The sequence below is a fragment of the Kitasatospora sp. NPDC001664 genome, assembly GCF_053596675.1.
Genome location: NZ_JBSFGS010000016.1, coordinates 33,439 through 46,775 on the forward strand (window position 1 = coordinate 33,439; position 13,337 = coordinate 46,775).

12 protein-coding genes are annotated in these 13,337 nt (G+C 73.3%); 7 read left to right on the forward strand and 5 right to left on the reverse strand.

Annotated features, from left to right (window positions below):
• Nucleotides 1-29 precede the first annotated feature (29 nt).
• Complete coding sequence (locus tag ACWCYY_RS22850) at nucleotides 30-2,048, forward strand: DUF6596 domain-containing protein (protein ID WP_449797057.1); 2,019 nt, start codon at nucleotides 30-32, stop codon at nucleotides 2,046-2,048.
• A 16-nt stretch (nucleotides 2,049-2,064) separates the two neighbouring features.
• Here ACWCYY_RS22850 and ACWCYY_RS22855 read toward each other — a convergent pair whose 3' ends face one another.
• Nucleotides 2,065-2,826: a GntR family transcriptional regulator gene (locus tag ACWCYY_RS22855; protein WP_449797058.1), complete on the reverse strand. Its 762-nt coding sequence runs from the start codon at nucleotides 2,824-2,826 to the stop codon at nucleotides 2,065-2,067.
• 155 nt (nucleotides 2,827-2,981) lie between these two features.
• On the opposite strand from ACWCYY_RS22855, the gene ACWCYY_RS22860 reads away from it, so the two are divergent.
• The 3 genes from ACWCYY_RS22860 to ACWCYY_RS22870 all read left to right on the forward strand — a co-directional run bounded on the left by ACWCYY_RS22860 (nucleotide 2,982) and on the right by ACWCYY_RS22870 (nucleotide 4,952).
• Nucleotides 2,982-3,875, forward strand: coding sequence for a DUF7916 family protein (locus tag ACWCYY_RS22860; protein WP_345279463.1), 894 nt, complete (start codon nucleotides 2,982-2,984; stop codon nucleotides 3,873-3,875).
• A gap of 158 nt (nucleotides 3,876-4,033) precedes the next feature.
• Nucleotides 4,034-4,477, forward strand: coding sequence for a peptidase inhibitor family I36 protein (locus ACWCYY_RS22865; protein WP_345279461.1), 444 nt, complete (start codon nucleotides 4,034-4,036; stop codon nucleotides 4,475-4,477).
• Nucleotides 4,478-4,514: 37 nt separating this feature from the next.
• Nucleotides 4,515-4,952, forward strand: a complete 438-nt coding sequence (locus tag ACWCYY_RS22870) for a peptidase inhibitor family I36 protein (protein WP_449797059.1) — start codon at nucleotides 4,515-4,517, stop codon at nucleotides 4,950-4,952.
• A 15-nt stretch (nucleotides 4,953-4,967) separates the two neighbouring features.
• On the opposite strand, the gene ACWCYY_RS22875 is transcribed toward ACWCYY_RS22870, so the two are convergent.
• The gene (locus ACWCYY_RS22875) at nucleotides 4,968-6,032 is read right to left on the reverse strand and encodes a substrate-binding domain-containing protein (protein WP_449797060.1); all 1,065 of its coding nucleotides are present in this window, start codon (nucleotides 6,030-6,032) and stop codon (nucleotides 4,968-4,970) included.
• Nucleotides 6,033-6,169: 137 nt separating this feature from the next.
• Here ACWCYY_RS22875 and ACWCYY_RS22880 point away from each other — a divergent pair, with 137 nt between their 5' ends.
• Nucleotides 6,170-8,143 (forward strand): carbohydrate binding domain-containing protein, encoded by a 1,974-nt coding sequence (locus ACWCYY_RS22880; protein ID WP_449797061.1) that lies wholly within the window; start codon nucleotides 6,170-6,172, stop codon nucleotides 8,141-8,143.
• Nucleotides 8,144-8,247: 104 nt separating this feature from the next.
• Complete coding sequence (locus tag ACWCYY_RS22885) at nucleotides 8,248-8,937, forward strand: hypothetical protein (protein ID WP_449797062.1); 690 nt, start codon at nucleotides 8,248-8,250, stop codon at nucleotides 8,935-8,937.
• Nucleotides 8,938-8,973: 36 nt separating this feature from the next.
• Here ACWCYY_RS22885 and ACWCYY_RS22890 read toward each other — a convergent pair whose 3' ends face one another.
• The 3 genes from ACWCYY_RS22890 to ACWCYY_RS22900 all read right to left on the reverse strand — a co-directional run bounded on the left by ACWCYY_RS22890 (nucleotide 8,974) and on the right by ACWCYY_RS22900 (nucleotide 11,299).
• A complete protein-coding gene (locus tag ACWCYY_RS22890) occupies nucleotides 8,974-9,351 on the reverse strand; it encodes a toxin Doc (protein ID WP_345286792.1) in 378 nt (125 codons plus the stop codon).
• On the reverse strand, nucleotides 9,348-9,605 hold the full coding sequence (locus ACWCYY_RS22895) for a hypothetical protein (protein WP_345286790.1): 258 nt from the start codon (nucleotides 9,603-9,605) through the stop codon (nucleotides 9,348-9,350). Before ACWCYY_RS22895 ends, ACWCYY_RS22890 begins: the two co-directional genes overlap by 4 nt.
• A 74-nt stretch (nucleotides 9,606-9,679) precedes the next feature.
• The gene (locus ACWCYY_RS22900; RefSeq protein ID WP_449797063.1) at nucleotides 9,680-11,299 is read right to left on the reverse strand and encodes an ABC-F family ATP-binding cassette domain-containing protein; all 1,620 of its coding nucleotides are present in this window, start codon (nucleotides 11,297-11,299) and stop codon (nucleotides 9,680-9,682) included.
• Between the two features lie 280 nt (nucleotides 11,300-11,579).
• Here ACWCYY_RS22900 and ACWCYY_RS22905 point away from each other — a divergent pair, with 280 nt between their 5' ends.
• Nucleotides 11,580-13,217, forward strand: a complete 1,638-nt coding sequence (locus tag ACWCYY_RS22905) for an ABC-F family ATP-binding cassette domain-containing protein (RefSeq protein ID WP_345286786.1) — start codon at nucleotides 11,580-11,582, stop codon at nucleotides 13,215-13,217.
• Nucleotides 13,218-13,337 lie beyond the last annotated feature (120 nt).

Here is a 13,337-nt window from a genome sequence, read left to right on the forward strand (position 1 = left end):
GCCGGGGCCGGTGTGGTGGGATGAGGAGCGTGCTGGATACCCGCCGGACGATCGACGCGGTCTGGAAGCTGGAGTCGGCGAAGATCATCGCCGGTCTGGTCCGGACGGTCCGCGACGTCGGGCTGGCCGAGGAGCTGGCCCAGGACGCCCTGGTCGCGGCGCTGGAGCAGTGGCCGCGCACCGGTGTGCCGGACAACCCGGGTGCCTGGCTGACCACCATCGCCCGACGCCGCGCGGTGGACCACATCCGCCGCTCCCAGCTGCACGAGCGCCATCAGGGCCGGCTGGCCCACGAGCTGACGCAGGAGCAGCTCCAGGCACGGCACCAGGACCCGACTCCGGGCGAGGGCGGAGGCGGAGGCGGGGACGACGAGAGCGGCGACGACCCGGAGGACATGCTCCGGCTGATGCTGGTCTCCTGCCACCCCGTGCTGCCCGCCGCCCAGCGGGCCGCCCTGACGCTCCGTCTGCTCGGCGGCCTCACCCCCGCCGAGATCGCCCGCGCCTTCCTCTCCACCACCCCCGAGATCACCCGGCGGATCGCCGCGGCCAAGCGGACCCTGGCCGAGCAGCGGGTCTCCTTCGAGCTGCCGGAGGGCGAGGAGCTCGCGGGGCGGCTGGCCTCCGTCCTGGAGGTGGTCTACCTGATCTTCAACGAGGGCTACTCGGCCACCTCCGGCGACGACCTGATGCGCCCCGGCCTCTGTCAGGAGGCGCTCCGGCTGGGCCGGTTGCTGGCGGTGCTGGCCCCGCGCGAGGCCGAGGTGCACGGCCTGGTGGCGCTGATGGAGATCCAGGCCTCGCGCTCGGCCGCCCGCACCGGCCCGTCCGGCGAACCGGTGCTGCTGCACGAGCAGAACCGGGGCCGCTGGGACCAGTTGCTGATCCGCCGCGGCTTCACCGCGATGCTCCGCGCCCGCGAAGTCGGCGGCAGCGCGCCCGGCCCGTACGTGCTCCAGGCCGCCATCGCGGTCTGCCACGCCCAGGCACCGACCGCCGAGGCCACCGACTGGACGCAGATCGCCGCCCTGTACGGGGCGCTGGCCCGGCTGCTGCCCACGCCGGTGGTCCGGCTGAACCGGGCGGTGGCGGTCGGCATGGCCCGTGGCCCGCAGGCCGGGCTCGACCTGGCCGACGAACTGACCGCCGAGCCCGCGCTGCGCGACTACCACCTGCTGCCGAGCGTCCGGGGTGACCTGCTGGCCCGGCTGCACCGGCCGGCCGAGGCCCGGCTGGAGTTCCGCCGGGCGGCCGAACTCACCCGCAACGCCGCCGAACGCGCCTTCCTGCTGGCCCGCGCCGACGCCCTCACGGAGCCCGGCGCCGACCCCGGCACCGACCCTGCGGCGGGCCCGGCCCTCGGCCCGGCCACCCGCGCCTTCCTGGCCCGCCCGGAGCTGGACGCCTCGACCGTCCGCTCCTACGGGCAGACCGTGCGGCGGCTCTGCCTGGCGCTCGGGGAGGGCCGGCCGCTGGACGGGCTGACGGCCGATCAGGTGGCCGGGGTGTTCGCCGCGGCCTGGGGCAGCGCTGCCGGGCGCACCTGGAACCGGCACCGCGCGGCCGTACGCTCCTTCGCCCTCTGGGCCGGACTGCCGGGCCTGGCCCAGGAGTTGGCGGCGGCGTTGGAACGCCGCCCCGAGCCGGGGCGCCGGGCCGCCGAGGCGGTCGGTCCGACCCGGTTGGACGCGCTCTGCGCGCTGCCCGGGCCGACCGTCCGCGAGCACGTGCTGTGGCGGCTGCTCAGCGAGTCCGGCGCCGGGGTGAAGGCCGTGCTGGCCCTGAACGTCGAGGACCTGGACCTGGAGGACCGCCGCGCCCGCAACGGCATCGGCTGGCGCTCCGGCACCGCCCGGCTGCTCCCCGAGCTGCTGGCCGGCCGCACCCGGGGCCCGCTGTTCCTGACCGACCGCCGCCCGGGCCCGGCCCGGCTGCCCACCGCCGACCTCTGCCCGGACACCGGCCGGGCCCGGCTCTCCTACGAGCGGGCCGAGTACCTCTTCAAGCGGGCCAGCGGCGGGCTCACCCTGAGCCGTCTCAAGCCCTGACCTCCGGTGGCCCCGTTCAGAACCCACCGGGCCCGAGGGTCAGCCGCAGCTCGTAGCGGTCCGCGCGGTAGGTCTCGTGGCTGTCGGCGCACGGGCTGCCGCCCTCGTCGAACGAGAGCCGTTCGGTGGTCAAGACGGCGGAGGGGCCGCGCAGTTCGAGCAGCTGGCGCTGGCCGGCGTCGGCCAGGGCGGCCCGGGCGGTGTAGCGGGCCGAGACCGGGGCGTGGCCGGCGGCGGTGAGCTGGGCGAAGACCGAGGCGGTGGTGAAGTCGGCGGCGGGCAGCTCGGGGGCCACCGCGAGCGGGACCAGGTCGTGCGAGACGCAGATCGGCAGCCCGTCCAGGAGGCGTAGTCGCCGCAGCTCGAACAGCGCCGCGCCGGTCGGCACCCGGAGCCGTTCGGCCTCCTCGGAGCCGGCCGGTCTGGTCCGGGTGCCGAGCACCCGGGCGGTGACCACCCGGCCCAGCGAGCGGTTGAAGTCGGCGAAGCCGAGCAGGCCGGAGGTCTCCGGGGCGTGGCTGTGGCCGATCTGCCGCACCCGCCAGCCTCGCCGTTCGGAGGACTCCACCAGGCCCTGCTCCTCCAGTGCCTTGAGGGTGCGGCGCAGGGTGGAGCGGCTGATGCCGAGCTGCTCGCAGAGGTGGCGCTCGGAGGGCAGCCGCCGGCCGGGGCCGAACGCGCCGGTGGCGACGGCGTGTTGGATCGCCTGCTGGGCGAGGACGTACGGCGGCTGGCCGGCGTCGGCGGCGACGGGCTCCAGGACGGGGTCGGCGGGCACCTGCGGTCCTCTCGGTCGGGGGCGTCCGGCACGGCGGCACGGGACTTTGGTCCGGCTTTCATCTGGTATCGCTCTGGTATACCTGAAGGTGTCCGGAGGGGGGAGACACCACGCCGGGGCCCGCGCCCCGTGCTCCTCGAACGGAAGGACCTCCCATGACCCGCATCCTCGACCTCGACGGCGCCCAGCTCACCGCCCTGCGCGGCCGCGCCCTGACCGCCGCCGTCGCGGAGAGCGAGGGCCGCACCATGGTCGGCGAGGTCTGGCCGAACACCGCGATGCTGGCCGGCGCGCACGAGACCGGCGGGGTCTCCAACATCGAGATCGCGGCGGCCTTCGGCGCCGACCTCGTCGTCCTCAACCTGGTGGAGACGGTCTTCGACGGCGAGCGCTGGCGGCTGCCGGTGCTCGGCGAGTTCGCCACGCTGGCCGAGCTCTCGGACTTCGTCGGGCGGCCGATCGGCGTCAACCTGGAGCCGGGCACGGTGCCCGAGGGCCGCAAGGCCACCGTGGAGAACGCCCGCCGCCTGATCGACCAGGGAGCCGCGATGCTCTGCGTCACCGCCAACCCGGCGACCGGGGCCGGCCTGGCCGACATCGCCCGCACCAGCGAGCAGTTGAGGTCCGCGCTCGGCGAGGACGCCGCGATCTGGTCCGGGAAGATGCACCTGGCCGGGCGCTCCGAGCCGCTGGACGCGGCGGGCATGGCGGCGGTGGCCGAGGCCGGGGCGGACGGCGTCCTGGTCCCGCTGCCCGGTACCGTCCCGGGCGTCACCCGGGAGATCGCCGCCGAGGCCGTGCGGCGCATCCACGCGGCCGGGGCGATCGCGATGGGCACCATCGGCACCAGCCAGGAGGGCTCGCACCGCAATCTGGTACCCCAACTCGCCCTGAACGCCAAGGAGATCGGGGTCGACGCGCACCACTTCGGGGACGCCTTCGTGTCCGGCGCGATGGACCCCGAGTTCATGTACGACTACTCGGTGGCGATCCGCGGCCGCCGGCACACCTGGATCCGGATGGCCCGCAACGTTCGCAAGCGTGGCTGAGGCCGGGCCCTCGCGGCGGCCGGTGAGCCGATCCTCCGTACCCTGACGGGCAGTCAGATGACTGAGGCCGCCGGTACGGCCGCGGCGGCACTGTGGTGCTGCACCCGGGAGAACGGAACCCGGGGCAGCACCGAACAGTCACCGCAGAGGAGTTCACCGTGAAGCTTCGCACCACCGCCGTACGTCTCGCCCTGGGAACCGCCGCCCTGACCGGGGCCCTGCTCGCCACGGCCGTACCGGCCAACGCCTCCGTGCTCAAGGACGTCAGCAGCGGCTCGGGCAGCTGCCCGGCCAACTGGGTCTGCCTGTGGAGCGACAACAACTTCGTCCGGGGCAACCCCAAGGGCGGCACCGACTACGGCGCGGTCGGCTCGGACGAGAACACGGCCGACATGGGGAAGATCGTCTTCGAGAGCAAGCTCTGGCGCTGGAAGGGGATGCAGGACGAGGCCTCCTCGGTGGTGAACAACACCGGGAGCGCCATCTGCTTCTACGAGCACAACAACTACGGCGGCCTGGAGTTCCGGGTCGGCCCGCACGAGAAGTGGGCCTCGGTGCCGGGATGGATCAACGACAGGATCAGCTCCTTCAAGTACTGCTGACCCCCGTAGACCCACCGATCCCGAGAAGAGGCCCACCGTGTTCACCAAGACCAAGCTCGCCAAGTTCGGACTGTCCGCCGCCATCGCCGCCGGACTGACCCTCGCCCTCTCCACCTCGGCCAACGCCGCCAGTGTCTACGACATCAGCCACGGCTCCGGCTCCTGCCCCGACGGCTACGTCTGCCTCTGGCCCGAGGCCAACTTCATCCACCACAACTTCGCCCTGGAGTCCAAGTACGGCTCCTACGGCTCGAACCAGAACGTCGGCGACATGGGCAAGCTGGGCCGCGGCCCGGCCGGCGACAAGGGCATGCAGGACGTCGCCTCCTCGCTCGTCAACAAGACCGGGAGCAGCATCTGCTTCTACGAGCACAACTGGTACGGCGGCCTGCAGTTCAAGGTCGGCCCGCACGAGGAGTGGCCGTACCTGCCGGGCTGGATCAACGACAAGATCAGCTCGTTCAAGTACTGCTGACCGGCGCGAGCGGGCTCAGGCCGCGCCGCCGCAGGAGGTGCGGACCTTCAGGCTCGGCAGCAACTCGATGTGGTGGGCGGGGAGTTCGTGCTCCCCGCCCAGCCGTCGCAGCAGCAGCGACAGGGCGGTGGCACCGACCGCCCGCTTGGGCGGGGCGACGGCGGTGAGCGGCGGCGCGGCCAGGGCGGCGAAGACGTCGTCGTAGGAGATCAGCGCGATGTCGGCGGGCACGTCCAGGCCCAGCGAGCGGAGAACGGGCGGGAGTTGGATGGCGTCCTGGTCGTTGTGGACCAGGACCGCGCGGGTGCCCTTGCGGGCGGCCGCGGCGATCTTCTCGGCGACCAGGGCCGGGTCGGCGGGGCCGCCGCCGGGGCGGTGCAGGTCGATCACCGGATGAGCGGCGAGGCCGAGCAGCTCGGCTCCCGCGGCGTAGCCGGTGCGGACCTGGTGGGCGGTCCAGGTGTCCTCGCGTGCGGCCAGCAGTACCGAGGTGTGCCCGAGGGCGGCGAGGTGACGCAGTGCCAGCAGCGCGCCGTGGCGGTGGTCGGAGACCACCGAGTCGAGTTCGGCGCCGGGGCTCTCGGGGGCCGCGCGGCGCTCCACCAGGACGGCGGGGACGGGCAGCTCGCCGAGCCAGGCGGAGTCCTCCGCACGGCCGCCGGGCTGCCAGTTGGGGGTGAGCAGCAGGCCGTCCACGCCGGAGTCGAGCAGGCGGGCGGCCTGCTCCTGGTCGTCGCGGGCCTCGTAGGGGGCGATGCCGAGCACCAGGCGGGCACCGGCCCCCGCCGCGGCGGTCCGGGCGCCGGCGATCACCTCGTCGAAGTAGGAGCCGACGGTGGGCACCAACATGCCGATCACCCGCTCACCCGTGGGGACCGGCGCGGCCGGGTCGGCGGCGGCGAGCGAGACGGAGCCGTGCGAGCGGTTGAGGCGACCGCTCTCGGCGAGGGCGGCGACGTCGCGGCGGACGGTCACGGCCGGGATGCCGAGACGGGTCGCCAGGTCCGCCACCCGGACCGTGCCGAGCTCGCGGACGGCCTCGGTGATGCGGGTCCGCCGTTCGTCGGCCGAGATGGTCATGGGCTTCCTTCTCCAGATCTGCGGTCTGCGGGTGCACGGGTCTGTCGCGATCGTCTGATCACTTTGTATCATTCGATCGCCGTTTGATCTAACGGTCTGCAGTGATCCGTTCACCGCTCAAGGAGTCCACCCCACTCATGCTCCTGCCTCGCACAGCCCTCACCCTCCTCGCGGTCACCGCCGCCGTCCTCCCCGCCGCTCCGGCGGCCGAGGCCGCCGCGGGAGCCCACTACCTCGACTGCTCCGCGCCCACCAACGGTACCGGCACGGCCGCCAGCCCCTGGAACAACCTGGCCGCCGCCAACGCCCACCTCTTCGGGCCCGGTGACCAGCTCCTGCTCAGGCGCGGCGCGACCTGCCTGGGCACCCTCAAGCCCCAGGGCTCCGGCACCGCCGGCTCCCCCGTCACCCTGTCCGGCTACGGCACCTCCACCTCCCGTCCCGTGGTCCAGGGCGACCCGGCCTCCACCGAGAAGGCCGCCGTCCACCTCTACAACGTCGAGCAGTGGGAGCTGCGCGAGCTGGAGATCACCTTCCCCGACCCCGCCGCCACCAAGCGCGAACGCAACGGCCTGCTGGTGGAGATCGCCGACCTCCCCGACGGCGTCGGCACCCACTACCTCGCCGACGACCTCTACGTCCACGACGTCAACGGCGACGCCACCAAGTGGTCCAACGGCATCCAGTTCCGGGTCTCGGGCCTGGCCACCCCCACCACCTTCGACGACGTCCTGGTGCAGAACTCCCGGATCTCCCGGGTCGACCGCGAGGGCCTGACCAACCGTTCGACCTGGATGTGCCGCCCCTCCTACGGCACCGGCGACGGCTGCGGCACCACCGTCAACTGGCGCGCCAACACCCGGATGGTGTTCCGCGGCAACACCATCAGCGACACCGGCGGCGACGGCATCGTGGTCCGCGCCGCCGACCACGCGCTGGTCGAGCACAACACCGCCTACGACATCGCCATGCGCCCGATGGGATCCAACGCCGGCATCTGGACCATCAACTCCGACGCCACCACCATCCAGTTCAACGAGGTGCACCACGTCCGCCGCCTCGCCGACAACAACGACGGGATGGCCTTCGACTCCGACTACGGCAACAACGACGCCCTCTTCCAGTATAACTACAGCCACCACAACGAGGGCGGCTTCATGCTGTTCTGCGGTGCCTGCGGTGCGGGCTCCAGCTCCACCGGCACCGTGGTCCGCCACAACCTGAGCGTGGACGACCGCAGCCGCTGGCTGTACGCGGTGGGCGAGAAGAACGCCCGCATGTACCAGAACACCGCCTACCTGCCCGCCGGTTCCACCGCCACGATCATCCAGGACGGCTCGGGCTCCACCGTCACCCGGCTGACCAACAACGTCTTCCAGAACCTCGGCACCGGCGGCTTCACCAACTACACCGCCGCCGACTACACCTGGCAGGCCAACACCCTGCACGGCAACCACCCGGCCAACGAGCCCGCCGACCCGGAGAAGTCCACCGCCGACCCGCTCTTCGCCAACCCCGGCGGCGCCGCCCCCGAGGACTACCGGCTGTCCGCCAACTCCCCTGCTCTGCGCACCGGTTCGCCGATCGTCGGCAACGGCGGGCGGGACTACTTCGGCAGCGCCGTCCCCGCCGTCTGCCGCCCGGACCGGGGCTTCGCCCAGCTCTCCGCCTTCGACGACGCCGCCTGCACCCCGCCCACGCCGGTGAACGCCGTCCGCAACCCCGGCTTCGAGGACGCCACCCTCTCACCCTGGACCTCCTACGGCGGCGTCACCCTGGACACCGCCAACGCCCACTCGGGCGCACGCGCCGCCAAGGTCGGACCGGCCCAGGCCGCCGCCGAGCAGGTCGTCACCCTCGCCCCGAACACCACCTACCGCCTCTCCGGCTGGGGCAAGGTCTCCGCCGCGGGCACCGAACTCTCCCTCGGCGTCAAGCAGTACGACACCGCCGGCTCCACCACGCGCGCCGCCTTCACCGGCACCACGTACACCCAGGGCACCACCACCTTCACCACCGGTCCGTCCGCCACCAGCGCCCGGATCTACTGCTACGCCCGCAGCGGCACCGGCTACGGCTGGTGCGACGACGTCACGGTCCTGCCGGCCTGAACCCCGCCGACCTGAACCCGTGGGCCCGAACCACGCCGGCTCCGCCGGACGCGCGCCCCCCGAGCTCCCTTCCCCGCCGCACGGCACCGCTCTAACGTCGTGTCATGAAGACGGGAAGCATCGACCGTTCGGACCCCGAGGTGATCGACCTGGTGCTCGGGGAGGGCGACGGGTCGCTCCGGCACGCCGCCCGGGGATCCCTCCGGGCGGCGTGCGCCGTGCCGCTGCTGTTCGGGCTCGGCGCACTCCTCGCGTTCCCGGTCTCCGCGGTGATGCTGTTCGCGGGTACGGGGTGGGGGCCGGTGCTGGTCACCACCGGGATCGCCGGCGGGCTGGCGGTCGTCGTCATGACGGCGCTGTACCTGCACACGGTCCTCTTCCTGGAGGTGCACCGGCTCCGGCTCTCCCCCGCCCCCGCTCCGACCGCCTTCACCGTGGTCCGCGGCGTCCGCGCCGTCCGCAGGGCCCGGCCGCAGCCGCTCACCGGCCTGCGGCACGTCCGGATCGACCACACGATCGTCGAACCGTACGACGGGGACCCGTCCCCCGGGACCGTCACGAGGATCCTGACCGTCCTGCTGGAGCACGGCCGGATCGCACCCGTACACCTGCCCTGGGGCACGGACACCGCTGCCCTGCACCGGGAGTTGCAGGAGGTCCTGGCTCCCGCCGTCCCGGTGGACCTGTTCGTCCGGCGGCTCCGGCGGAAGCCGCTTCCGCCGGAGGACCACCATGCCGGGATCCCCTTCGGCGCGCTCGGGCACGGCGGCTCCACCGGTGGCGGCGGCAGCTGACGCGGTGTCACGGCCGGCCCCCGGGTGCGGGCCGGGTCAGATCCGCCAGGACCTGATCCGGTCGGCGGCGGCGAAGATGTCGGCACGGGATTCGGCGACGTCGCGGGCCAGTTCGACCAGGGCGCCGTAGGGCGGGTCGATGCCCTCCTCGGCGGCGTGCATGTAGGCCGCGGTGGTCATGCAGGCGTAGAGGTTGTTGCGCACCGGCAGCGGGCGCAGCTGCACGATGGTGTGCATCAGCGCGGCCGCCCGCCAGGCCGGGTCGGGGTCGTGGCCGAGCTGGGCGGTGTTGACCCGGTGGCGGGCCACCGCGGCCTGGAGCGCCGAGTAGTCACTCACCGTCAGGTCCTCGGGGTAGGCCTGCTCCTGGACGTCGAGCAGCCACCGGATGTCCACGAGCAGCACGGTCCTCACGCCACCGGGCTCCCCGCCACCGAACTGCCGGTCTCCGCACTGCCGGTCTCCGGCGCGTCCTCGGGGAAGGCCGCGTCGAACTCCTCGACGTGCTCGTTCCAGAACGCCACCGCGCGGTTCACGAAGATCCGGCGCTGCTGCTCCCGCACGCTCAGGTCGTGCACGTAGGCCTTCACGCTCTTTCCGTCGGCCGCCGCCGCCTCGCGGATGGCGGCGAGTTCGTGCTCCGTGTACTCGATGTTGAGCGCAGGCATGGCCCCGATGGTACCGAAGGGGTACCGGCGGCCGACAGGCCTCCGGTACCCCTTCCTCGCCGGGCGGCCGCCCGTCAGGCCGGGTCGACCGCGCGCAGCCCCCGTTCGTCCAGCTCCAGCCAGCGGGTGACGCCGATCCCGCGCAGGAACGGCACGTCGTGACTGGCGACCACGAGCGCCCCCTGGTACCCCGAGAGCGCCTGGGTGAGCTGACGCACGCTCGCCAGGTCGAGGTTGTTGGTCGGCTCGTCGAGCAGCAGCAGCTGCGGCGGCGGGTCGGCCAGCAGCAGCGCGGCCAGGGTGGCCCGGAAGCGCTCGCCGCCCGACAGCGTCCCGGCCGGCTGCTCCGCCCGGGCGCCGCGGAACCGGAACCTGGCCAGCCGGGCCCGGACCGCGTTGTCCCCCGCCCCGGGGGCGAAGGCCTTGACGTTGCCGACCACCGAGAGCGCGTCGTCCAGCAGGTCGAGCCGCTGCGGCAGGTGACGGACCGGCACCGGCGTGTCCAGCAGGCCCTCCACGAACGGGACCTCCCCCGCGATCGTGCGCAGCAGGGTGGACTTGCCGGCCCCGTTGGGGCCGAGCAGCGCGATCCGCTCGGGCCCGCGCAGCTCCAGCGAGACCGGCACGGCCGGCCCCCGGACCAGGCGCACCCGGTCCAGGCTGAGCACCGTCCGCCCGGCCGGGACGGCCGTGCGGGGCAGGTCGATCCGGATCTCGGCGTCGTCCCGGACGGCCTCCTCGGCCACCGTCAGCCGCTCCTTGGCCTCCGCCAGCCGCTCCTCGTGCAGGCCGGTGACCTTGCCCGCGGTCACCTCGGCCTTGCGCTTGAGCGCCCCTCGGATGATCTTCGGGTCGTTCCGCTCGAAGCTCTTCTTCCGCCCGTAGCTGGCGCTGCGGTCCAGCTTGGTCCGGGCCTCGACCAGGTCCCGCTTCTGCCGCTGCACATCGGCCTCGGCCACCCGCACCAGCCGCTCGGCGGTCTCCTGCTGGGCGGCCACCGTCCGCTCGTAGTCGGCGAAGTTGCCGCCGTACCAGGTGACGGAGCCGTCCCGCAGGTCGGCGATCTGGTCGACGTGCTGGAGCAGCTCCCGGTCGTGGCTGACCACCACCAGCACCCCGTGCCAGCGCTCCACCGCCTGGTACAGCAGTGAACGGGCGCGCCGGTCCAGGTTGTTGGTGGGTTCGTCGAGCAGCAGCACGTCCGGGCGGCGCAGCAGCAGCGCGGCCAGGTTCAGCAGCACCGCCTCGCCGCCGGAGAGCCCCTCGACGGTGCGGTCCAGGTCGAGCCGGCCGAGGCCGAGCCCGGCGAGGGTCGCCAGCGCGCGCTCCTCGACGTCCCAGTCGTCGCCGACGGTGGTGAAGTGGCGCTCCTCGACGGAGCCCGCCTCGATCGCGTGCAGCGCCTCGCGGGCCTCCCGGATGCCCAGGACCTGGTCCACCCTCTGGGTGGTGTCCAGGGTCAAGTCCTGTGGCAGGTAGCCGAGTTCGCCGCCGATGCGGACACTTCCGGAGGTCGGGGCGAGCTCGCCCGCGAGCAGCTTCAGCAGGGTGGACTTGCCGGCCCCGTTGAGGCCGATCAGCCCGGTGCGGCCAGGGCCGACCACGAGCTGGAAGTCGTGCAGCACGCTGCGGCCGTCGGGCCACTCGAAGGAGAGGTCGGTGCAGCGGATGGAAACGGTGGTGGGTTGCGCCATGGTTGGCCTCCCGGATGGTCGCCGTGGTGGATGGGCACACGGGAGACACCGATACGGGCACACGGCAGCGAGGGCAGGGCACTCCGCTGAGGTCGCGCACGCGCACCGCCGGAGGTGACGTCATCACGGCGGGAACGGTGTCTCAGGACCTCAGTAGTGCAACGGCCTTCTCCAGTCTTGGGATTGCTTGCGAGCCGGGGACCACCGTAGGAGCCGCCCGGCGGGGCCCGCAACGGATTATTCGGAAGGTGCCCGCAGGGCCCGTAAAATCGGCCGCATCATGAGTGCCACTCTCGTAGTCAAGGACCTGAGCGCCGGCCACGGCGACCGCATCCTCTTCTCCGGCCTGGACCTGGTCGTCGCCCCCGGCGACGTGATCGGGCTGGTCGGGGTCAACGGTGCGGGCAAGTCGACCCTGCTCAAGCTGCTGGCCGGGCTGACCGCCCCGGAGGGCGGCTCGCTCAAGCTGAGCCCGCCCACCGCCAACGTCGGCCACCTGCCGCAGGAGCCGGAGCGCCGCGAGGGCGAGTCGGTCCGCGGGTTCCTGGCCCGCCGCACCGGTGTGGCCGCCGCCCAGGCCGCGCTGGACGAGGCCACCGAGGGCCTGGTCGAGGGCCGCCCCGGCGCCGACGACGACTACGCCACCAGCCTGGACCGCTGGCTGGACCTCGGCGGCGCCGACCTGGAGGAGCGGGCCGAGGAGGTGGCCGACTCGCTCGGCCTCAAGATCAGCCTCGACCTGCCGATGACCGCCCTCTCCGGCGGCCAGGCCGCCCGGGCCGGGCTGGCCTCGCTGCTGCTCTCCCGCTACGACGTCTTCCTGCTCGACGAGCCCACCAACGACCTGGACCTGGACGGCCTGGAGCGGCTGGAGACCTTCGTCAAGGGCCTGCGCGCCGGCACCGTGCTGATCAGCCACGACCGCGAGTTCCTCACCCGCACCGTCACCCGGGTGCTGGAGCTGGACCTCGCCCAGCAGCAGGTCAACCACTTCGGCGGCGGCTACGAGTCCTACCTGGAGGAGCGGGCGGTGGCCCGTCGGCACGCCCGCGAGGAGTACGAGGAGTACTCCGACACCAGGGCCGGGCTGGAGGCCCGGGCCCGGATGCAGCGCGGCTGGATGGAGAACGGCGTCCGCAACGCCCGTCGCAAGTCGAGCGACAACGACAAGATCGGGCGCGCGATGCGCACCGAGTCCACCGAGAAGCAGGCCGCCAAGGCCCGCCAGACGCAGCGGATGATCGACCGCCTGGAGGTGGTCGAGGAGCCCCGCAAGGAGTGGGAGCTGCGGATGGAGATCGCCTCCGCCCCGCGCTCCGGCTCGGTGGTGGCCACCCTGCGCGGCGCCAAGGCCGTGCGCGGCGACTTCGCCTTCGGCCCGGTCGACCTCCAGATCGACTGGGCGGACCGGGTCGCCATCACCGGCGCCAACGGCGCGGGCAAGTCCACCCTGCTGGCGGCCCTGCTCGGTCGGCTCGAACTCACCGACGGCAGCGCGGTGTTGGGATCCGGCGTCCTGGTCGGCGAGGTGGACCAGGCGCGCGGGCTGTTCTTCGGCGGCGAGCCGCTGCTCGACGCCTTCCAGGCGGCGGTCCCGGACGCCAACCCCGAGGAGGTCCGCACCCTGCTGGCCAAGTTCGGCCTCAAGGCGGCCCACGTCCTGCGCCCCGCCGACACCCTCTCCCCCGGCGAACGCACCCGCGCGGCCCTGGCCCTCCTCCAGGGCCGCGGCGTCAACCTCCTGGTGCTGGACGAGCCCACCAACCACCTCGACCTGCCCGCCATCGAGCAGTTGGAGTCGGCCCTCGCCTCCTACACGGGCACGCTCCTGCTGGTCACCCACGACCGCCGCATGCTCGACGCCGTCACCGTCAACCGCCGCCTCCAGGTCGCCGACGGCCGCGTCGTGGAACTCTGAGGCCCGGGCTGCGCCCCGCAGGGGCGCGGGGCTCTGTTGATGTGCGGCTCCGCCGCGTGGGCGCGCAGGGGAACGGCGCACCTGCAACTGGCTGACGGTGGTTCAGTTGCAGGTGGGCCG

Bases quoted from the DNA above. Each gene is read 5' to 3' on its own strand.
- ACWCYY_RS22900 (WP_449797063.1), bottom strand. From the start codon at position 11,299: ATGGCGCAACCCACCACCGTTTCCATCCGCTGCACCGACCTCTCCTTC.
- ACWCYY_RS22885 (WP_449797062.1), top strand. From the start codon at position 8,248: ATGAAGACGGGAAGCATCGACCGTTCGGACCCCGAGGTGATCGACCTG.
- ACWCYY_RS22905 (WP_345286786.1), top strand. From the start codon at position 11,580: ATGAGTGCCACTCTCGTAGTCAAGGACCTGAGCGCCGGCCACGGCGAC.
- ACWCYY_RS22875 (WP_449797060.1), bottom strand. From the start codon at position 6,032: ATGACCATCTCGGCCGACGAACGGCGGACCCGCATCACCGAGGCCGTC.
- ACWCYY_RS22895 (WP_345286790.1), bottom strand. From the start codon at position 9,605: ATGCCTGCGCTCAACATCGAGTACACGGAGCACGAACTCGCCGCCATC.
- ACWCYY_RS22860 (WP_345279463.1), top strand. From the start codon at position 2,982: ATGACCCGCATCCTCGACCTCGACGGCGCCCAGCTCACCGCCCTGCGC.
- ACWCYY_RS22880 (WP_449797061.1), top strand. From the start codon at position 6,170: ATGCTCCTGCCTCGCACAGCCCTCACCCTCCTCGCGGTCACCGCCGCC.